The organism is Frisingicoccus sp. (genome assembly GCF_048388605.1).
GTDB lineage: Bacteria > Bacillota > Clostridia > Lachnospirales > Lachnospiraceae > Frisingicoccus.
Genome location: NZ_DBGCTU010000046.1, coordinates 43,862 through 65,242 on the forward strand (window position 1 = coordinate 43,862; position 21,381 = coordinate 65,242).

The following is a 21,381-nucleotide window of genomic DNA, read 5'->3' on the forward strand; positions in this document are numbered from 1 at the left end:
ATCACCGTTTCTTTATCTCATCCTGATATTGATACAAAAGATTAATGGCTTCAAGAGGCGTCAAACGCCCCAGATCCAGCGCCGCGATCCGGGCAATGATCGAATCGTCCGGCAAAGCGGCATCCGCAGCGGTTTCCTCCGCAATTAACGGTTCAGAGCTCTCAAGGTATTTTGCCTCCTCGTCCGCAATCTCTCTGGCCTTTGCGGCAATATCCGCATTCACAAGCTGAAGCACGATCTCCTTTGCCCTGTCTGTGACGGAAGACGGTATCCCCGCCAGTTTTGCCACCTGTATGCCATAGCTTTTATCCGCTCCGCCCTGAATGATCTTTCGGAGGAAAATAATATCATCCCCCTGTTCCTTGACGGCAATACAGTAATTATTGACTCCCGGAAGGCGGCCCTCCAGTTCAGTCAGCTCATGATAATGGGTGGCAAAAAGGGTTTTCGCACCGAGTTTCTTTTTATCACTGATATGCTCCACAACCGCCCAGGCGATACTCAGACCGTCAAAGGTTGACGTTCCCCGGCCGATCTCATCCAAAATGAGCAGACTGTTTTTCGTGGCATTCCGGAGTATATTGGCCACCTCATTCATTTCCACCATAAAGGTGCTCTGACCGCTGGCCAGATCATCCGAAGCGCCGACACGGGTAAAAATCCGGTCCGCAATACCGATATCCGCATCGGCGGCCGGGACAAAAGAACCCATCTGAGCCATCAGCACGATCAGCGCGGCCTGACGCATATATGTAGATTTCCCTGCCATATTCGGCCCGGTGATAATCGATATCCGGCGGTCATCATTGTCGAGAATCGTGTCATTCGGCACAAAGGCGTCATTCGGGATCATCTGCTCAACTACCGGATGACGGCCGTCCTTTATATAAATCCGGCCATCTTCGTTGATTTTTGGCCGCACATAATGATTTCTCTCAGCCACAAAGGCCAGCGACGCATAGACGTCCATTTTGGCCAGCGCTTTGGCCGTCTGCTGAATCCGCTTCACCTCCGCGCCAATCTGATCCCGGATCATGGCAAAGAGGTCATATTCCAGAGAAAACAGTTTTTCTTCGGCCCCGAGGATCATATCTTCAAGTTCCTTCAATTCCGGGGTGATATAGCGCTCGGCATTTGCCATTGTCTGTTTTCTTGTCCAATCCTCCGGGACAAGCTCTTTATAGGAATTCGTCACTTCAAGATAATAACCGAATACCTTGTTGAACTTAATCCGAAGATTCTTTATACCGGTCTTTTCCCGCTCCCGCTGCTCCATCTGGGCCAGCCACTGTTTTCCCTCGGTTTTTGCATTGCGGTACTTATCCACGGTTTCATTATAACCTGTTTTTATAATTCCGCCTTCTTTGATGGAGATCGGCGGTTCCTCCTCGATGGCCGTTTCGATCAGCTTTGTGATATCTTCAAGTCCGTCCAGATTTTCATAAATTTCTTTTAAATCCCCGGTCTTCATATTCCGAAGCAGGTATTTGATCGGCGGAATCATGGATAAGGAATTTTTAAAGGAAATCATATCCCTCGGATTGGCGGATTTATAACTGATCCTGCTCATTAACCGTTCCAGATCGTAAATCGCATTTAAATATTCCCGAATCTCATCCCTGGTGATCACGTCTTCATTTAATTCTTCCAGGCTTTCCAGCCGCCGTTCGATCAAATCCTTTTGAACAAAGGGCTGCTCAATACAGGTCCGCAAATAACGGGCTCCCATGGCTGTTTTTGTCTTATCCAGCACCCAGAGAAGGGAACCCCGCTTCTGCTTTTCCCGAAGGGTTTCCAAAAGCTCCAGATTTCTGCGGGTGGCCGTATCCAAAACCATAAAGCGCTCCGTCTGATACGGGATGATCTTCGTCATCTGCGGCAGGGCATTTTTCTGAGTTTCATACAAATACTGCAGAAGCATTCCGGCCGCAATGGTGCCCGTCGGATAGTCCGAGAGGCCGAGGCCTTCCAGAGATGCCACATGGAAATGCTCTTTTAATTTCTGAATACACAGGTTTTCATCCGAATACCAGCTCTCCAGAGCAGAGACGGAAATACGCATTTTTTCCCCGATATCCTCCAGATCAATGCCGCACATTGGAAAATAGTCGTTATAAACGATCTCTGCCGGTGTATATTTCGTGATCTCATCCATAACCTTTTTATCCGAATCCACTTCCGTCATATAATAATCTCCGGTAGAAATGTCTGCGACACTGATGCCGAAACGTTCGTCCATATAAAAAAGACACATCAGATAATTATTTTTACTCTCATCCAGGGCCTGCATGCTCAGATTTGTGCCCGGTGTGACAATGCGGATAACCTCCCGTTTGACGATCCCCTTCGCTGTTTTCGGATCCTCCATCTGCTCACAGATTGCCGCCTTGTACCCCTTTTCAATTAATTTTGTCAGATAGCCCTCCAAAGCATGATAAGGAATACCGCACATTGGAGCGCGCTCCTCCTGTCCGCAGTCCTTTCCAGTCAGAGTGATCTCCAAAGCTTTCGAAGCCACAAGGGCGTCTTCAAAAAACATTTCATAAAAATCACCCAAACGATATAATAAAATGCAGTCCTTATACTGTTTTTTTGTTTCTACATACTGCTGCATCATAGGTGTTAATGGTGCCATTCGTTTCCTCCGGTTTCTATATAAAATAATAATAATAAATTCTTATAACATCTTATCTTTTTAACAAAATAATGTCAACAAATTCCACGCCCTTTCGATAAAATTCATCAGATTGCCAAAAAACACCATTTTATTCATTTTATCCCCACTTTTTAAAAAAATATGTTGATTTTTTGCAAAAAAAGGTCTATGATAACCATAGTTTTCCATTTTTCAAACCACTTTTAACCCACTCCAAATTTTTTTGAGCGTTTAAAGCGGGGAAAGGATATAGAATGCTTTTACAGTTGATCAAAGAAGAAGATATTGCTGAAGTTCTTGAGATTTATGCACCCTATGTGCAGAATACGGCCATTACCTTTGAATGTGAAGTGCCGACTCTGGAAAATTTCTCTGAACGCGTCCATCATTATACGGAACAATATCCATGGATCGTCGCAAAAACCCATGGAAAAATTGTCGGCTATGCCTATGCTTCTCTCTATCGGAGCCGGGAAGCCTACCAGTGGTGTTGTGAGCTTTCAGTTTATCTCCGCCCGGAAAACCAGGGAACGGATTTGGGACGCACTCTTTATTCGGCATTGATGGACTTACTGACACTTCAGGGCTACTATATGGTTTACGGTGTGATCACTCTGCCGAATGAAGCCAGTCTTACCCTTCACAAGCGTCTTGGCTTTTCCATGGACGGAATACAGTCAAATTGCGGCTTTAAACTTGGAAGCTGGCACAATACAGCTATCATGTCAAGAGCACTGCGCGATTTTGAGGCACCGCTCTCTCCTCCCAAATCCATTCATGAGCTTCCGAATGATGTGATCAATGCCATTCTCAGCAAAGGTACGCTGCACTAAAAAAGGTGTAAAGTTATTGATGATTCAATAAAACTTTACACCTTTATTTTTTACCTTATCGCATGGAGCCTGACGAAACACGCCCATGCGCAGTATCTGACACGCGGGATGCCCGAATGGGCATGTTTATTTATACGTTAAATAACAGATCTGCGTAGGTTGGGAATGGCCATACGGATTTATCCACAAGCATCTCCAGCGCATCGGCCGGCTCGCGGAGCTCTGCCATCGCGGAAAATACTTCATCACGGTAGGCAACGGCCTGTGTCTTAGGGTCTTCGATCGCTGCCGCCTTATCCGTTGCCGCTTCGAGTTTCTCAAGGGCCTCATTCATAGCCACCAGATGTTTGGAAATCTTATCCAGACATGCTTCCTGTACCGAAGCGTCAGCTCCCACAGCTTTCACAGCTCCGATGGACTGGGCTACTGTTGTCGTATACTTAATAACCGCAGGAATGATTTCTTTCTTGGCCATATCAATCATTGTTCTGGCCTCAATATTGATCGCTTTGGCATAAGTTTCATAGCCAACCTCCTGACGGGAAGTCAATTCCACACGGGTCATAACTTTATGCTTTTCAAACAGTTCAACCGTATAATCTTCAGTCAGACAGCCCAGAGCGTCCACCATATTTTTAATATTTGGAAGTCCTCTGCGCTCAGCTTCTTCCACCCATTCTTCCGAATATCCGTTGCCGTTGAAAATAATCCGGATATGTTCGCTGATCCACTGTTTTGTCAGATCATGAGCTGCCATGATCGGATCATCGGAGGCCTCCAGAACATCCGCCGCCTGGCTGAGTGTCTCGGCAACGATCGTATTTAAAACCGTATTCGGATCGGCAATGGATGCGGTGGAACCAACCATACGGAATTCAAATTTATTACCCGTAAAGGCAAATGGCGATGTACGGTTACGATCAGTGGCATCTTTCATGAAGGAAGGCACTGTGGAAACGCCGACATCAAGCTTTCCGCCGACTTTACTGGATGTTGCCTCACCCTTTTCGCAAAGCTGGTTTAAAACGTCCTCCAACTGCTCTCCGAGGAAAATAGAAATGATGGCCGGAGGGGCTTCATTGGCTCCAAGACGGTGATCGTTTCCAGGGTTTGCCGCAGATTCACGGAGCAGCGGCGCATACTCATCCACCGCTTTTAATATAGCGGATAAAATCAAAAGAAACTGCTTATTCTGATGCGGTGTTGTCCCCGGGTCCAAAAGGTTTACGCCGGTATCAGTAGACATCGACCAGTTATTATGTTTGCCGGAACCGTTAATCCCTGCAAATGGTTTTTCATGCAGCAGGCATACCAGGTTGTGGCGGAGAGCTACTTTTTTCATTGCCTCCATGACTAACTGGTTGTGATCTGTTGCAATATTTGTTGTATTGTAAACCGGGGCCAGCTCATGCTGTGCCGGGGCAACTTCGTTATGCTGTGTCTTCGCTGTAACTCCCAATTTCCAGAGTTCTTCATTCAGATCATTCATATATTCGGAAACCCGCTCTTTAATGCTTCCGAAATAATGATCGTCCAATTCCTGTCCTTTTGGAGCCGGAGCGCCGAATAATGTGCGGCCTGCAAAGATTAAATCTTCACGCTGATTGTATGTATCTTTGTCCACAAGGAAATATTCCTGTTCCGGGCCGACGCTTGTCGTCACTTTCTGAGCCTCTGTATCGCCAAAAGCCCGGACAATACGGAGAGCCTGAACATTTAAAGCTTCCATCGAACGGAGCAGCGGTGTCTTTTTATCCAGCGCTTCTCCCGTATAAGAACAGAAAATTGTCGGAATACAGAGAACCGTCGTACCGCTTGGGGTTTCATGAATAAAAGCCGGGGATGTACAATCCCACGCTGTATAGCCTCTGGCCTCAAAAGTTGCGCGGAGACCGCCGGAAGGGAAAGAGGAACCATCCGGTTCGCCTTTGATCAATTCTTTTCCGGAAAACTCAAGAATAACGCCGCCGTCATCTGTCGGAGAAATAAATGCGTCGTGCTTTTCTGCGGTAATTCCCGTTAAAGGCTGGAACCAGTGGGTATAATGGGTAGCCCCTTTTTCAATCGCCCAATCCTTCATTTCATTGGCAACAACTTCAGCCACATGGCTGTCAAGTTCTCCGCCTACAGAAATTGTCTGTTTCAATTCTTTGTAAATTTTTTTTGGGAGTCTTTCTTTCATGGTTGCATCGTCAAAAACGTTCGAACCAAAAATTTCTGCTACATCAATTTTTTTTGCCATTGATAATTCCTCTCCTCTATATATTTTTGAATTATAAGTAAAAAAAGGTGCTCTCCACGAATAGAGAACACCTTTGCTCGACTTCGTGTATAGATTAGCACACTCCGGCGAAAAAATAAACATATTTTTACAAAAAAATTGATTTTTGTTAATTTCTCATAATTCCGCCCGAAAGACCATTTATTTTTTTGTTAAATTTACAGCCTCGCCCATATAATAAAAGTTTTTACAGCAGGTAAGACGCACCGGGACAATTTTGCCGATCATCGAAGCATCGCCCGCAAAATGAACCACCGTATTATTGCTCAGACGCCCTGTAACCAGGTGTTCATCCTGACGGTTGATCTCCTCCACCAGCACATCCTGAACGGTTCCCTCATGGCGGCTGCACACTTTTGCCGCAATATTCTGAACTTCCTCTAAAAGCCGGTTAAACCGGTCTTTAACCACGGCTTCCGGCACCTGATTTTCCATGACAGCCGCCGGGGTGCCTGTACGTTTGGAATAGATAAAGGTATAAGCGCTGTCGTATCCGACTCTGCGCACAACATCCATCGTTTCAAGAAAATCTTCCTCCGTCTCTCCCGGAAAACCGACAATAATGTCCGTTGTCAGGGAAATATCCGGGCAGGCTGCCCGCAATTTATCCACGAGCAAAAGATAATCTTCTTTTGTGTATCTGCGATTCATTTTCTTTAAAATCTCTGTACTTCCGGACTGGAGGGGCAGATGCAGGTGACGGCAGATCTTAGGCTCCTCAGCCATAACCCGGATCAGTTCATCGGATAAGTCCTTTGGATGGGAAGTCATAAAACGCACCCGAAGCAGACCGGGAATACGACATATACGCCGAAGCAGCTCGGCAAAGCTTATCGGCGTTTCCAGATTTTTGCCGTAGGAATTGACATTCTGCCCGAGAAGCATCACCTCGACAACACCGTCGGCTACCGCATCTGCAATCTCCCGGATAATATCTTCCGGCTGGCGGCTCCGCTCCCGCCCCCGCACATAGGGTACAATACAATAGCTGCAGAAATTGTTGCAGCCGAACATAATATTAACACCTGTTTTAAACGAATACTTCCTGTCATTCGGCAGATCCTCAACAATCTGCTCCGTATCCTTCCAGATATCAATAACCATTTTATTTTCCGTAATCCGCCGGTAGATCAGTTCGGCAAACTTGAAAATGTTGTGGGTTCCAAAAATCAGATCCACATGGCGATAGCTTTTCTTCAGCTTTTCGACAACTTCCGGCTCCTGCATCATACAGCCGCAGAGGGCGATCAGCATGGAGGAATTTTTCTTTTTTATCTGTTTCATCTGGCCAAGACGGCCGTAAACTCTCAGATTCGCGTTTTCCCGAACAGTACATGTATTGTAAATGACAAAATCCGCCTTTTCCGAATCGATCATCTCATAGCCGATGTTTTCCAGAATCCCTCTGAGTTTTTCCGAATCTCTGGCATTCATCTGGCAGCCAAAGGTTACCACCGAAGCCGTCAGCGGGCGGCCGAGCTTTGATCTCTGCTCCTCCAGCCACCGGCGGCATTGTTCCATATAATAATACTGACGTTCAGCTTCCGTAAGATGTTCTGTCAACATAGTTCCCCCTGCATACTATGGCCGCACCTGGCCATTGCCGTAAATAATGTATTTTGTTGTTGTCAGTTCCTTAAGGCCCATCGGTCCCCGGGCATGGAGTTTCTGGGTACTGATGCCGATCTCCGCGCCAAAGCCGAACTCAAATCCATCGGTAAATCGGGTCGAGGCATTGACATAAACCGCCGCAGCGTCCACTTCATCGAGGAAACGGCGCGCATGTTCATAATCCTTTGTAATAATGGCTTCCGAATGTTTTGTGTTGTACTTGTTGATATGGGCAATGGCCTCATCAAGATTCTCCACAACCTTTGCGGAAAGTATGTAATCCAGATATTCCTGCCCCCAGTCCTCTTCGGTTGCCGGAACGATCCGCCCGTTTAAACGGCAGCAGTTTTCATCGCCCCGGATCTCCACATTTTTCTTAAATAAGCGTTCACAAATAGCCGGAAGCACCTGCTCCACAATATCTTTATGAATCAACAGAGATTCACATGCATTGCACACGCCGGTTCTCTGAGTTTTTGCGTTATCAATGATATCTACAGCCATTTCAATATCGGCAGAATCATCCACATAAATATGACAATTTCCCGTACCTGTTTCGATCACCGGCACGGTACTGTTCTCCACAACGGTACGGATCAGCCCTGCGCCGCCCCTCGGAATAAGCACATCAAGATATTGATTCATCTGCATGAGTTTCTTCGCAGTCTCCCGGTTTGTATCCTCCACAAGCTGAATGGCATCCGGCGTCACTCCGCAGGATTCAAGCCCACGGCGAATAATATCAACGATGGCTTTATTGGAACGAAGCGCATCGCTGCCACCCTTTAAAATAACGGCGTTGCTTGTCTTAAAGCAAAGGCCGAAGGCATCTGCCGTGACATTTGGGCGGGACTCATAAATAATTCCAATAACCCCCAAAGGCACCCGCTTTTTCCCGATCTCAAGGCCATTTGGCCGTATCTTTGCCTCAAGGATCTCTCCGATCGGATCCTCCAAAGCGATCAGGGACGCCAATCCCTCCGCCATAGAACGGATACGCCCTTCAGTTAATGCAAGGCGGTCCACAAGGGATTCACTCATTCCTTTTTCCCGGGCAGCCGCCACATCCGCCGCGTTTGCCTTTAAAATCTCTTCACTTCCGCCGATAAGCCCGTCGGCCACCGCCTGAAGACATTCATTCTTTTTTGTCGCATTCAATCTGAGCAATTCCCTCTCAGCCTGTTTTGCCTGTATTCCCAACATTTCCAATGTCATTTTTCATCCATCCTTTCTAAAATTCTCGTTTCTGTGACAATATAATCCAGGGAACAATCTGTCAATTCTCTTGGCACCTGTTCCACAATCTGTTTATCATAGGCCACGCCGCAGCTTATAAGCCGCCTTATATCCGATTTCTCAGAACCGGTATCTCCCTGTTTCAGGCCGTATGCCGACAGATATCTGTCATAATAACCGCCGCCATAGCCAAGACGATAAAGACCTGTATCAAATGCCAGGCCGGGAACTAAAATCATCCCTCGCCGGCTTTCCGGCCGGACAGGGCTTATCGGCGGGCACTCCGGTCCCGGCTCCGGGATTCCCATATACCCCGGGACAAGCCGGTCCATGGATTTTATCTGATAAAATTCCATTTTTTCTTTTCCAAGCACCTTCGGCAGAGCTAAGATTTTGCCGTCGGCAAGCACCTGCCGGTTAAAAGACCATGTATCCACTTCGCTGCGAAAGCTGGCATAGGAAAAAACAACAGCGGCCTGCCGGTAAAAATTCTGAGTACGAAGTTTTTCAAAAATAGTCCGGCTTGCTTCCCGAATATCCTCCGGCTTCATTTTATCCCTACGGCAGCTCATTTCTTTTCTTAAAGCTTTCTTTTCCGGAATTTTAGTTTCCATATTTTTCCTGATGCTTTTTCTTCAGATCAACAATCGTTCCATCGGGTTTCTGAATCTTAATTGTATCGAGCTGACCTTTCAGATTGCTCCGCACGGAAGCCAGAAAAGCTCCGCGAAGTTCTGCCTGCTCAATTCTTTCTTCCGGCGTCAGCCCCTCCGGAGTCTTGGATTTTTTATAAAGTTCATTGATCCGCGCAATATCTTTATCTGTCATCAATGCCGCTCCTCCTCAATGTATCGTTTTAAATCAAAATCTTCGTTTTTATGGGCCAAAAACAGGGTGCCCGTCATCTTTCCATAAACAATATCATGAATATGATGGAAATCCTTTCCGTTGGCAATGATCATATCGCAGCCCGCATCCGTCGCGATACGTGCCGCATCGATTTTTGTAATCATGCCGCCCGTACCAAAATCACTTCCGGCTCCCTTGGCCATATTATAAAGCTTTTTGTCAATTTTGGGAACACACTCAATAAATCCGGCCTCCGGGTTCTTATTCGGATCATCTGTATATAAACCGTCGATATCCGACATGAGAATGAGCAGATCTGCGTTGATCAATGCGGCAACTACCGCTGACAGTGTATCATTATCGCCAAACTCAATCTCATCGGTGGATACGGTATCATTTTCATTCACAATAGGGATAACTCCCATCTTTAAAAGCTGATCAAAGGTATTTTTAGCATTAAACATGCTCTTTTCACGGATAATCGTATGCTTTGTCATCAGAATCTGGGAGCTGACCTGATGGTATTCATTAAACAAACGCTGATACAGCCCGATCAGGGCTCCCTGGCCAACCGAGGCGCAGGCCTGCTTCATGGGCAGCGTGGAGGGGCGCTCATTTAAACCAAGTACTTTCCTTCCGGCGCCGATAGCTCCGGAGGAAACAAGAACAACTTCCTTTCCCTGATTCCTCAAATCGCATAAAATGCGTACAAGCTGTTCCAGCTTAAATAAATCCATCAATCCGGTCTCCTCATGCACGAGAGATGATGAACCGACCTTGACAACAATTCGTTTTTTTTGCTTCAAAGAAGCTCTGTCACACATGTTGATTCCTCCACTTATCTTTTTTCTTATGTCTTATTTTTTACCCTTCATTCGGGCAATACACTTTTCTTATAGCCTCGGCGATCCGAAGCCCGTCCATGGCGGCGGATGTGATGCCGCCGGCATATCCGGCGCCCTCACCGCATGGATAAATTCCCCGGATCTCTGATTGAAATTCCGTGTCCCGCTCCATGCGGACCGGAGAGGATGTCCGCGTTTCCACCCCGGACAAAATGGCGTCCCCCCGGTTATAATTTTGTATTTTATGTCCGAAGGCTTCGATGCCCTCCTTCAGACTGTCGCAGACATACTTCGGCAGACACTGATTTAAATCCGCAAAGGCCGTTCCGCCCTTATGTACCGGCTGAACATCGCCAAAAGCTTCGGAAACTGTTCCCCCGCAAAAATCTCTGTAAAGCTGAACCGGGACTTTTCCTTTTCCCGCCAGGTATGCTCTGCGTTCCCACTGCCTCTGAAATTCCACGCCGGCCAAAACATCCTCCGACGGAAAATCCTCCGGTGTCACGGTAACGATCACCGCACTGTTGGCATTCCCTGAATCACGCCCATGATAACTCATGCCGTTGACCACGCACCCGCCCTCTTCGGAAGAGGCGTTCACCACATAGCCGCCGGGACACATACAAAAAGTATAAACGCCGCGGCCGTTCGAAGCGGTATGGGTCAGCTTATAAGAGGCGCTGCCAAGAATGTCATCAGAGGGGCTGCCGTACTGGGATTGATTGATCATCTCCTGAGGATGTTCAATCCGAAGCCCGATGGCAAAAGATTTTGCGGTCATCGGAACGCCTCTCGCCTTCAACATACAGAAGGTATCTCTTGCACTGTGTCCAACGGCCAAAACAAGACATTCACAGTCCATCCATGTTTCATCATTGACGCGAATTGCCTTCAGACATCCATTTTCCGTGCGGATATCCGTAAGTTTATTCTCAAAACGCACCTCGCCGCCCAGAGCAATAATTTCTTCCCTCATTGCCCGTACAATGCGGCACAGCACATCCGTACCGATATGAGGCTTATTGACATACATGATCTCCGGATCCGCGCCGAACTCCACAAAAAGTTCCAAAACCTTCCGGTGCCGCCCCACCGGGTCTTTCACTAATGTATTTAATTTTCCGTCAGAAAAAGTCCCTGCGCCGCCCTCGCCAAACTGGACATTGGTTTCCGGCTGAAATTCACCATTATCCCAAAATCGCTGTACAGCCTTCTGACGCCGTTCCACATCCATTCCCCGCTCCAAAAGAATCGGGCGATAGCCGTAACGGGCCAGCATCAGGGCGCAGAACAGCCCCGCCGGGCCGGTCCCCACAATAATTATCGGATGCGTCAGCTCTTTGCCGCCTGCCTCCGGAAAAGCATAGGCCTTATCCTCAACACTGCGTATATTTTTATTCCGATTTCGTTTCATAAAAGCTTTTTCCCGCTTCAGCTGAATATCCACCGTATAAACAGCCATAATTTCCTGCTTTTTGCGGGCATCAATAGATTTTTTAAAGATTTTCCAGCCCTCGACGTCCTTTTCCTGTATATGTAATTTTTTCAGGACCGCCGCAAAAACCCGGTCCTCACCTTCCCGATAAGGAATTCTAATTTGTCCGATACGAAGCATGACATTCCTTTCCGGCCGCAGTCCCGGCCAAATATCCCGTCGACCACGCCCACTGCAGATTATATCCTCCGCAGATGCCGTCGGCATCCAGCAGTTCCCCAACGATATAAAGCCCGGGATGAAGGAGGGATTCACAATCTGCCGGAGATATTTCTTTTAAATCGACGCCTCCGGCGCAAACCTGGGCAAAATCATAGCCCCGGCTTTCGACGATCGTGGCCGGAAAATGTTTCATTATTTCTGCAAGCTTCTCCGCCCCGGGGAATCCATTCTCACGAGCTTTCACCAACTTCATGCACTCGTGCATCAGCTTCCGGTTTAAAAGCCCCGTTTCAAAAACTTCACCCGGCCGCCCCTGAAACCGATTCATCCGCTCTTTAAGAAATCGGATCAACGTTTCACTGCTCCAATCCGGAAAAAAATCCATCATGCATTGAACCTGATGCCCTTCCAGAAGTCCATAGGCAGCCTGCCCGCTGACCTGAAACACGGGAATACCCGAAATACCATAATCCGCAAACTGGATCTCTCCCCGGTGTGCATCCACGGTCTTTCCATCAATCATCAGCCGAAGGGAAGCCTCCGTCCGAATTCCTGCCAGCGCTTTATATACTCTTTCTCCGGCTTTAAGCCCGGTCAAAGCAGGGACTACCGGGACGATCGAATGTCCGAGAGAAGATGCGAACCCGTAACCGCTGCCGTTGGAACCAAGCTTTTGCGACGCCCTCCCGCCGCAGGCCAGAATCAACCTCCGACAATGAAATACCTCTTCTTCTGTAACTATCTGGAAGCCTTTTCCTTTTGCCCGGACACCTTGAACTTCCACATTTGTCCTGCTTATTACATGCAAATGCTCCAGTTCAAAACGCAGCGCATCCAATACAGATGCCGCCTGCATGGAATTCGGATAGACATAGCCGCCCTTTTCCTTCGCCAGTATTCCCAATTCGGAAAAAAACGCTTCCGCCGCCGCCTGACCAAAAGTATCCAAAACAGCTTTCACCCTTTCGGGCCGCCTGCTGTGATAACATTTCACATTCATATATCTATTTGTAAAATTGCATTTTCCGTTGCCTGTAGCCAGCAGTTTTTTCCCAACCTTTGGCATACGCTCTAAAATGAGCACGGAAGCGCCCTGACGGGCAGCACAAATGGCGGCAGCCATACCCGATGCGCCGCCACCGATCACAATAATGTCCGATTTCATTAAAAACTCCTCCGAATCTGAATTCGAAAAATCTCCGTATATCATGATATCATGTTTTCTTGATTCAGAAAAGCCTCTTCTTTATCAACTTTCCTATTAACTTGAATAGTTTTGTAAAAAACTGTACAGTTCCGTTTCATCCTTCATCTCTTTTCCGGAAAGTATTTCGCACTGCAGGTCGATCGGTAAATCGCCGAGACGGATGTCCGGATATTCGAAAACGGTTTTTCTGTCACTATAGTAAATGACAATACGGCCCTGACGGTAGATGACGTAGTACTTCTGATAATTTTCATCAGGATAATAGGTTTTCCTGAGAACAACTTTATTGGTGGAATAGGATTCAATATCAAAACTGACAAGCCCCTCTTCCAGCTCCTTCAACGGCAGATCTGTCATATAATCGTTTAATTCCGACAGAAGTTCTTCCCGTTCAAGCCCCAGATACGCAGCCGGCATCGGGCGCTCGTCAATGGATTTTTCCCCTGTCTTTAAGTTTAATGTTTCCATCACAAGGCGGGTTTCCGGTAAAATAAAATTCTCTTTTCCTGCCGTCACAGGGAGAACTTCCGGTGTTTCATCCACCTGTGCCCCCGATAACGGCCAGGCAAAGCACAGATATCCGCCGCCATAGGAGAGAGCGATGACAAGCATCCATAAAAATAAGCAGATACATTTCCTCTTCATGGTTTCACCCCTTTGAGAAAAGTATCTGCCTTTTTTTAGTTTTTATTCATTTCGGCCTATAAAAGGTGCATCCGATATAAAAATCTTACAATGGCATCCCCTTTAGGAAATGCATAGAGTTCTTCTTCCGTCACACCATGGGTTATGATCATCAGCAGCGCATAAATCACCACGGCCAGAAGAATTGCGATCAAAGTCGATATTGTATTCGAATGAAGAATATACATACAGCCTTTATAGACAAGGAATGTCACTGCCCCCATGATCGCCGACGCAACAATGGATGAACCGGCCATTTTGACGATATCCAACTGATAATCGACTACTTTTGCCAGTGAACGCAGATTTAAGACGCACATACAGAAGGAGAACACGATATTTCCGTAAATCAAAGCAAAAATATGTAAATCAGCAAAAGCCAGAAGCACCACCGTAAATAAAATATGAATGGCAAGAGAAATTGCCGCATTGATCACAGGAATCCGCATATGATTACTGCCCTGCAAAATTGTCGATGTCAATGTTGACAGTGCGTAAAAAATAATCGTCACAGCACCCACGATCAGCATACGCCCCGGAAGTGTTGTTGCATCCCGGAATAACATCTGCATGATCGGGCCGCCCATAACCGCCACGCCCACCGCGCAAGGTATGGCGATCAGCATTGTCAGACGTATCGCCACGTCCATCTGATCTTTAACCTGTTCACGCCGTTTTAAAGCAATGGCCCCGGCGATTCCGGGCATCATAGCCACCGTCAATGCGGAGGTAATCCCAAGCGGAAGGTTGATCAACAACTGATATTTTGAACTATAAATACCGTACAGAGAACTGATAAAGGACGACTGATAACCGATCGCCTTCAGAATATTGCTGAAAAGCGCAGAATCCAAAAGGCTGCTGATCTGATAGATCGTTGATGTCAGCACCAGCGGAATAATTGTCATTCCGATCATCCGATATATCTGCCGGTTCTCCAGAAGCTTCTGAGTCGGATCCTTCTTCATTCGCCGGGCCAGCTGAGGCCGATATGAAGAATACACCAGATATAAAAATACAAGGCTGGAAACCGCTCCCATAAACGTACCCAGCGTACCCCCGGCGGCTCCGAAGGCTGCGCCCCTTGAGATCAGGATCGCTGCCGCGGCCACAGAGACAACGGCATTGAACAGCTGTTCAACCACCTGGGAAAAAGCTGTCGGCGCCATATTCCCAAGGCCCTGGGTATAACCTCTGAATACCCCCATAACAGCGCAGACAAGCACTGTCGGCGCCAATACCCGGAGGGCCGGAGCCACCTCAGTGATTCCGCCGAACATAACCATGGAGATCCAACGGGCCCCCACAAAGGTCAACAAAGCCAAAGTTCCGCTCAAAACGGCCGCAAAAATGATCGAGCAGCGGAATATAGCCTGCGCATTTTTATATTCACGACGCGCCACTCTTGCTGCCGTCAGTTTGGATACAGCAACCGGGACCGCGTTTGTTGAAAGGATAACAAGAAACTGGTACACCTCGAAAGCGAAACCATAATATCCCATACCCTCATTGCCTACAATATTTGTCAGTGGAATTCGGTAAACAATACCGATTAAGCGCACGATAATCGTTGCGATCGCCAGAATACTTCCCTGTACGATCAGCTTTTTACCGGCGCGCTGTCTACTGTTGCCCATAGCACACCTCTTTCATGATGTCTTTTTTGGTCCGCCTATTTTGCGCTATAGTCGACCGATAATTCCGAAGGTACTACAGCAATATAGGATTTTCCGGTATTCAGATAAACCGGAGTACCGTCTTCATAATAATAAGCTGTCCTGTCACTCTCCGTCTCGCGTTTCCAGAGAATTTTGACCGCCTTGCCATCCGTAAAAAGCAGACCGTTTCCGCTGCCGATCAACTTATAATCCTGATGATCCTGATCACTGATGACACTTCTCTCAGCAAACTCTATGATCAGATTTTTGAATTTAACCTGTTCATTATTCTCCACATCAATGTGCGGCTCCCCATATTGGAAACGATAATACAGGCCATCTTCCCCATTATATTCAAACCACGGATTGTTGATCGGGAACGGCATGGTTACTTTTTCAGCCGTCTCACCCGTTTCAGGCACAACATCCTCATCATTAAAGTTCAGGCGGCCCTCATAATTTTCCGGATAATCCCGGCTGATGCCTGTGGCATCAAGGCCGGCCAAAAGTCCTTCCTTTGAGGAATAGACATTGTGCGGCGCATCTCTGTCGCTTGTACGATAAAATACGGCTTCGCTGTACCCGGACAGGCCGCTGATCGTCGGATACCCCTGATTAATCCGGTCTTCCGCAAAAATAGACTGTCCGAAATGGGTGTAGATCGCCTCATCATCCTGGGCCAGATCCATATAATAATGACGGGCGCTTCGGATCGAACCGACTTTGTTCAGATTTTCAATATCCTGGAATTCACACATTAAACGGGTAATTCCGGATTCAACCAAACACTCATACATGATTTCTGCCTGGCTGATGCCGCTCTGAGGTATCGCCTCCTGAATGTTGTTGATCATGATCGCATAAGGACGCTGTGAGCCGACAGCCTCATCCACAACTTCACCGGTCAGATAACTATACATCTTGCCTTCCGGAAGTTCCGCCTTCTCTTTTTTCGTCTCTTTAACAGTTTCGGTTTCCGCTGTCTCTGTCTGGCTTTCAGTCTCTGCCGCTGTCTCTTTTTTACCGCCGCAGGCTGTCAGGCCGAGCAGTATACTTAACCCAAGTATTGCTATCATTCCTCTTTTTTTCATTGATATCTCTCCTTTTTATCCCATGTATTTACCGATATAATCCGAGGCGCGCCAAGATCGCCTCCTGCTTTTCTTCCATATCGATACGCTCATTCTCTTCCATATGGTCATAGCCAAACAAATGGAGCATGCTGTGAGCTGTCAGAAATCCCAGTTCTCTTTCTCTGGAATGACCGTAAGCCTCCGCCTGCTCAATGACCTTTTCCACGGAAATAATAATATCTCCGAGAATCAGTTCTCCCGAATCCGGGTCAAAACAATCCTCCTCGGCCATTTCCTCCACAATCGAAAAATCCCCCGGTGTATCATAGGCAATCATAGGGAAGGATAAAACATCCGTCGGCTTTGCCAGATCGCGGTATTCTTCATTGATAGCGGCAATAGACGCATTATCCGTCAAAATGACATTGACTTCCGCCGCATAAGGACATTCATGAACTTCCAAAGCCATATCGATCACCTTTTCAATAACCGGCGCCGCATCTATTCCCAATGGAAGCTCTGTTTCATATTCTATATGAATTGCCATAATTTATCAACTCCTTTTCGACTTTTTCAGACGGGAGGCCCTTTCGTTTCTCCGCTCATATTCATCATAGGCTTTAACAATCTTCTGTACCAGCGGGTGCCGCACCACATCCTTGCTGGAAAGCATACTGATACCGATATCGTCAATATTTTTGAGGACCTTCAGGGCAACATCCAGCCCGGAGCTCTGCCCCGACGGCAAATCCTTTTGACTCAGATCCCCGGTGATAATAACCTTTGAGCCAAAGCCGACACGGGTCAAAAACATCTTCATCTGTGCCGGAGTCGTATTTTGAGCTTCATCCAGTACAATAAAAGAATTATCCAGCGTACGGCCCCGCATATATGCCAAAGGGGCCACTTCGATCAATCCCTTTTCCATATTCCGAAGATAGGCATCCGCTCCCATGATCTCATAAAGCGCATCGTAAAGCGGCCTCAGATATGGATCGATCTTGCTCTGCAGATCCCCCGGAAGAAATCCAAGCTTCTCTCCGGCTTCTATGGCCGGCCGGGTCAAAATAATCCGATTGACCTCATTATTTTTAAAAGCCGTGATTGCCATCGCCATGGCCAGATAGGTTTTTCCCGTACCGGCAGGCCCAATGCCAAAGACAATCATCTTATCACGAATCTGTTCGACATATGCTTTTTGCCCGAGAGTTTTCGGCCTGATCGGTTTTCCGTTGACCGTATGGCAGATCATATCCTGCGTTAAAGTTAAAATTGAGGACTCTTTATCATCAAAGGAAAGCGATAAAGCATAATCCACATTCTGTTCGCTGATCGGTTCCCCTCTTTTTGAAAGTTCCAATAAATTCAAGAATACGCTTTTGGCTTTGGCAACATGGCCGGCTTCTCCGACAACTTTTATCATGCTGTCACGAACAATGACCGTGACATTCAAGGTGCGTTCTATTTTTTTTATATATACATCATACTGTCCAAAGACATTCCGGGTATGTTCCGCCGGAATGTCAATCATCGTTTCCGTTATACTCATCTGTCTCTCCAATCCCATGAATTTGAGTATCTTCCGGAGGAATATCTGTACCCTCGCCGACAGGTTTTATCAGGACAAAATTCCCGACAGCTTCCACCCGGTCCTCATACACTAATATTTTAACATTATTTTCTAGAATTTGTACCCCTTTTTCCTCGAATTCATGAATTATATCCGATAAATCCGTCTCCGCCTCTTCTTTTATTTCAGAAATCATCTCCCAGGAGGAAACATTCGTATATGGGCGAAAGGCATCCGTCTGAATATGAATTCCGGGCCACCGATCATAAACCCGGGTTATATGGTCATAAACTGTTTCGCTGCCCTCATAAGGATTTTTTCCAAAACTCACACTGCGGCTTCCGATTGAAAAGGTAAATTTCCAGGATGCCCGGCCGTAATTCCGGCTTTCCAGACCGGCCGGATAGGTTTTCGAATAATTTTCGGTCACCTTTGCCCATATATCACCGTCCGCGCCCACGGGTATGGACTCGGCCACTGTCAGTGAATCATCCAGGATTTCCATAACCCCGTCAATAAGCAGTTCACCTTTTCTGATCGTATTTCCAATGGTGACTTTAGGGACGCCGCTGCGGGTAACCATGGATACGATCTCCCCATCCTGAGAAGCGCATATATAGCGCGGCAGCGTCTGTTCCTGCTCAGAAGCGTCGTATTTTACCATTTCTTCCAGAGACACCAAAAGAGAAGTTCCTTCCATGCGAACAGATACCCAGGATATATCCGGAAAAGTCAGCCGAAGATTTTCTTCCAGCAAAGGCCCGTCGACCTTCGATTTCCAAATGCCAAAGCCGACGCCCTCCGCAGTCTCCAGATATTTTGTCAGCCGTTCATCCGTATAATAGGAATTTCCATAGAATTCCAGCTTCCATATGTGGGCCGAGAGAAAACAGAGCATTCCTATACAGCCGGCCATACCGATCCACAGGCCTTTTCGATGTCTCAGAAAAGCCATAAAAAAAGCCAGGCCGCGCCGTTTTTCAATCCGTACCCTGACTCTGGTCTTCCGCACAAAGGGTCGTATTTTCCAAAAATCATCCAGATACATGCAGCACCTGCATACCCCTTCATTCAGGGACATATCCCAACACTCAATGCCCTGATAACGGCACAGGTTGAAAAAACGTTCCATATCGCCGCCCTTCAGCCGGCATGTCAGATAACTGCGCAGCCACCGGAATATCCATTCCATTCACAGCACCGACCTTTCATCCACTTTGATAGTTCATCGAAACAATATGTCCCCGAATACAGATCTCATCCTCATTAAAATAATAAATATCCAAATGGTCTCCCTGAATGACCAGCCGTTTGCTCTTAAAAAGGAGTATCATTTCTTTTGGACTGTATTGGAGAATTTTCTTATAATTCTGGATTTTCACTTCCTGCTGTCCAAGCGCGTATAAAATCGGAATATCCGCGCTTAGTTCTTCAGGCACCATCTGATGATTCTGCAGCCAATCCCCGATCAAGGCGACTCTCCGTTTTTTTCTACATTCTATGTTCCTTTTGGGATTTATATACCGTGGATTCATTGTTCGTATATGCAAAAAAAGCTATAACTTACGTTATAGCTTTTTATATCCAGGTATCCGAAGATTATTTATATTTGCGCTTTCTAGCAGCTTCTGATTTTTTCTTACGTCTAACACTTGGTTTTTCGTAATGTTCTCTCTTACGAATCTCCTGCTGAATACCAGCCTTTGCACAGTTTCTTTTGAATCTGCGTAAAGCACTGTCCAATGTTTCGTTTTCTTTAACGATTACGTTTGACATAGCTCACACCTTACCTCCCTCCAGTTGCGTATTGTGCCTATACAACTGTGGGTATATTTTCACATAGCACTACTAGTAGTATAGCATATATTCCAAATTCGTCAACCTCATTTTTAAAAATTTACCACATATGTATTCCCGGAATAGCTGCCTTCCAAACCGGTTCCTTCCAAAAGTCCCGGGATAATTTCATCGCAGGCGGCATTGATCCGCTCCATTACGGTTTCATCCGCCACATCTGAAAAGTTATCCTTATTGCTCTTAACTTCCGCCGCCGGAAGAACGAAAACATCATCCTCCGTATAGGTAATACATGTCGGAGTCAGGCGGATTCCAGATATTTTGGCTTTTTTATTGCCTTCTTTATTCACAACCACGTCCAAAATGGCCCCGATATCATTATCGATACCGGCACTGCCATAGGTTTCGCTGCCCAGAAATGTTCCAAGGGAATAAATCGCAACGCCCTTTTTCGCCGTGCCATCCGTATCTGTCAGATCGCGGACCTCGATCGGCTGCAGAGCATACGGCTCTGTTCCGATCACGATATCGGCGCCGGCCTCAAAAAGACTGTTAAACAGTGATCTCTGACTGTCATCCGGTTCCGTATTATAGACTTCTCCCGCATAAACCATGGCGACAACAAACTCCGCACCGTCACGCCGCGCAGCCCGGACATCATTGCACATCTGCTTGATCTTATCTTCATCATAATTATCCAGCGAATTCACCGCGTAGGCATTGTCTTCATCCAGCTCCATATTTAATCCGTCCGTGTACGCCACAAAACCGATCTTAAGGCTGCTGACGGATGCAATGGTATATCTCTTATCATTGGCGGATTTCTGTGTTCCCGCCGACTTAATGCCGGCACTCTCCAAATAAGACAGCGTAGATTTCACACCGTCAATGCCGAAATCGCCGGCATGTTCATTTGCTGTCTGAAGCAGGGAAATTCCCGCCGTTTTCATATTCTCCGCGGCAATCTCCGGAACATTATACAGAAAGCCCGCCGTTCCATACTGGTCAAAAACATCCTCATATTCTTCATCCGGGCCGGCCATGACCGCCTCAAAATCCGCCGCCACAAAATTGGAAGCTTTTAAATACTTTGTAATGTATTTGAAACTGTTGGTAAAATCAAAACTTTCCGCTGTGGAATCATAATACCTGTCCAACTGGTCGCCCTCAAAGGTGATATCCCCCAGGAAGGAGAGGCGGATCTCCTGCCGGCTAACCGTGGAAACATAGCCTCCGATCTGATTTTCCAGGGAAAGGCTATCCATCGTAACCTTTTCATTCGAAGTCAGCTTGCTGTTCCCGGAACTGATCTCACCCGCGTATTTTCCAACCGCCTCACCGGCATAAAAATCCGAAAGCAAATAAAATCCTATAAAGAAAACTGCGCATACAACCACATAGAGAAGCCGTCTTACATCTTTCAT

Annotated in this window: 19 protein-coding genes; 1 reads left to right on the forward strand and 18 read right to left on the reverse strand. The window is 46.9% G+C overall.

The window, feature by feature from the left end; genetic code table 11:
• Window position 1: 1 nt before the first annotated feature.
• Window positions 2-2,635: a DNA mismatch repair protein MutS gene (gene mutS / locus ACMN7X_RS12805; RefSeq protein ID WP_418747856.1), complete on the reverse strand. Its 2,634-nt coding sequence runs from the start codon at window positions 2,633-2,635 to the stop codon at window positions 2-4.
• Window positions 2,636-2,910: 275 nt separating this feature from the next.
• Here mutS and ACMN7X_RS12810 point away from each other — a divergent pair, with 275 nt between their 5' ends.
• Window positions 2,911-3,489, forward strand: coding sequence for an N-acetyltransferase family protein (locus ACMN7X_RS12810; RefSeq protein ID WP_418747857.1), 579 nt, complete (start codon window positions 2,911-2,913; stop codon window positions 3,487-3,489).
• Between the two features lie 130 nt (window positions 3,490-3,619).
• Here the strand turns inward: ACMN7X_RS12810 and ACMN7X_RS12815 are convergent, their stop codons facing one another.
• The 17 genes from ACMN7X_RS12815 to ACMN7X_RS12895 form a co-directional block, all read right to left on the reverse strand.
• Window positions 3,620-5,731: a glutamine synthetase III gene (locus tag ACMN7X_RS12815; RefSeq protein WP_418747858.1), complete on the reverse strand. Its 2,112-nt coding sequence runs from the start codon at window positions 5,729-5,731 to the stop codon at window positions 3,620-3,622.
• 180 nt (window positions 5,732-5,911) lie between these two features.
• On the reverse strand, window positions 5,912-7,336 hold the full coding sequence (miaB, locus tag ACMN7X_RS12820) for a tRNA (N6-isopentenyl adenosine(37)-C2)-methylthiotransferase MiaB (RefSeq protein ID WP_418747859.1): 1,425 nt from the start codon (window positions 7,334-7,336) through the stop codon (window positions 5,912-5,914).
• A gap of 15 nt (window positions 7,337-7,351) precedes the next feature.
• A complete protein-coding gene (locus ACMN7X_RS12825) occupies window positions 7,352-8,596 on the reverse strand; it encodes a glutamate-5-semialdehyde dehydrogenase (RefSeq protein WP_418747860.1) in 1,245 nt (414 codons plus the stop codon).
• The gene (locus ACMN7X_RS12830; protein WP_418747861.1) at window positions 8,593-9,231 is read right to left on the reverse strand and encodes a 5-formyltetrahydrofolate cyclo-ligase; all 639 of its coding nucleotides are present in this window, start codon (window positions 9,229-9,231) and stop codon (window positions 8,593-8,595) included. Before ACMN7X_RS12830 ends, ACMN7X_RS12825 begins: the two co-directional genes overlap by 4 nt.
• Complete coding sequence (locus tag ACMN7X_RS12835; protein ID WP_418747862.1) at window positions 9,221-9,445, reverse strand: DUF896 domain-containing protein; 225 nt, start codon at window positions 9,443-9,445, stop codon at window positions 9,221-9,223. Before ACMN7X_RS12835 ends, ACMN7X_RS12830 begins: the two co-directional genes overlap by 11 nt.
• Window positions 9,445-10,290: a glutamate 5-kinase gene (gene proB / locus ACMN7X_RS12840; RefSeq protein ID WP_418747863.1), complete on the reverse strand. Its 846-nt coding sequence runs from the start codon at window positions 10,288-10,290 to the stop codon at window positions 9,445-9,447. Before proB ends, ACMN7X_RS12835 begins: the two co-directional genes overlap by 1 nt.
• Before the next feature lie 40 nt (window positions 10,291-10,330).
• Window positions 10,331-12,013, reverse strand: coding sequence for an NAD(P)/FAD-dependent oxidoreductase (locus tag ACMN7X_RS12845; protein ID WP_418747864.1), 1,683 nt, complete (start codon window positions 12,011-12,013; stop codon window positions 10,331-10,333).
• Window positions 11,904-13,133, reverse strand: coding sequence for an NAD(P)/FAD-dependent oxidoreductase (locus tag ACMN7X_RS12850; protein ID WP_418747865.1), 1,230 nt, complete (start codon window positions 13,131-13,133; stop codon window positions 11,904-11,906). Before ACMN7X_RS12850 ends, ACMN7X_RS12845 begins: the two co-directional genes overlap by 110 nt.
• Before the next feature lie 96 nt (window positions 13,134-13,229).
• Window positions 13,230-13,820, reverse strand: a complete 591-nt coding sequence (locus ACMN7X_RS12855) for a hypothetical protein (RefSeq protein ID WP_418747866.1) — start codon at window positions 13,818-13,820, stop codon at window positions 13,230-13,232.
• A 56-nt stretch (window positions 13,821-13,876) separates the two neighbouring features.
• Window positions 13,877-15,496: a putative polysaccharide biosynthesis protein gene (locus ACMN7X_RS12860; protein WP_418747867.1), complete on the reverse strand. Its 1,620-nt coding sequence runs from the start codon at window positions 15,494-15,496 to the stop codon at window positions 13,877-13,879.
• A 35-nt stretch (window positions 15,497-15,531) separates the two neighbouring features.
• Window positions 15,532-16,608, reverse strand: coding sequence for a DUF3048 domain-containing protein (locus tag ACMN7X_RS12865; protein WP_418747868.1), 1,077 nt, complete (start codon window positions 16,606-16,608; stop codon window positions 15,532-15,534).
• Between the two features lie 28 nt (window positions 16,609-16,636).
• Complete coding sequence (ybeY, locus tag ACMN7X_RS12870; protein WP_418747869.1) at window positions 16,637-17,137, reverse strand: rRNA maturation RNase YbeY; 501 nt, start codon at window positions 17,135-17,137, stop codon at window positions 16,637-16,639.
• 6 nt (window positions 17,138-17,143) lie between these two features.
• Complete coding sequence (locus ACMN7X_RS12875) at window positions 17,144-18,139, reverse strand: PhoH family protein (protein ID WP_418747870.1); 996 nt, start codon at window positions 18,137-18,139, stop codon at window positions 17,144-17,146.
• Window positions 18,114-19,352 (reverse strand): sporulation protein YqfD, encoded by a 1,239-nt coding sequence (locus tag ACMN7X_RS12880; protein WP_418747871.1) that lies wholly within the window; start codon window positions 19,350-19,352, stop codon window positions 18,114-18,116. The genes ACMN7X_RS12875 and ACMN7X_RS12880 overlap by 26 nt, the downstream gene beginning before the upstream one ends.
• 16 nt (window positions 19,353-19,368) lie before the next feature.
• Window positions 19,369-19,632, reverse strand: a complete 264-nt coding sequence (locus ACMN7X_RS12885; RefSeq protein WP_418747872.1) for a YabP/YqfC family sporulation protein — start codon at window positions 19,630-19,632, stop codon at window positions 19,369-19,371.
• Between the two features lie 127 nt (window positions 19,633-19,759).
• The gene (rpsU, locus tag ACMN7X_RS12890; protein WP_008400815.1) at window positions 19,760-19,936 is read right to left on the reverse strand and encodes a 30S ribosomal protein S21; all 177 of its coding nucleotides are present in this window, start codon (window positions 19,934-19,936) and stop codon (window positions 19,760-19,762) included.
• Between the two features lie 113 nt (window positions 19,937-20,049).
• The gene (locus tag ACMN7X_RS12895; RefSeq protein WP_418747873.1) at window positions 20,050-21,381 is read right to left on the reverse strand and encodes a CapA family protein; all 1,332 of its coding nucleotides are present in this window, start codon (window positions 21,379-21,381) and stop codon (window positions 20,050-20,052) included.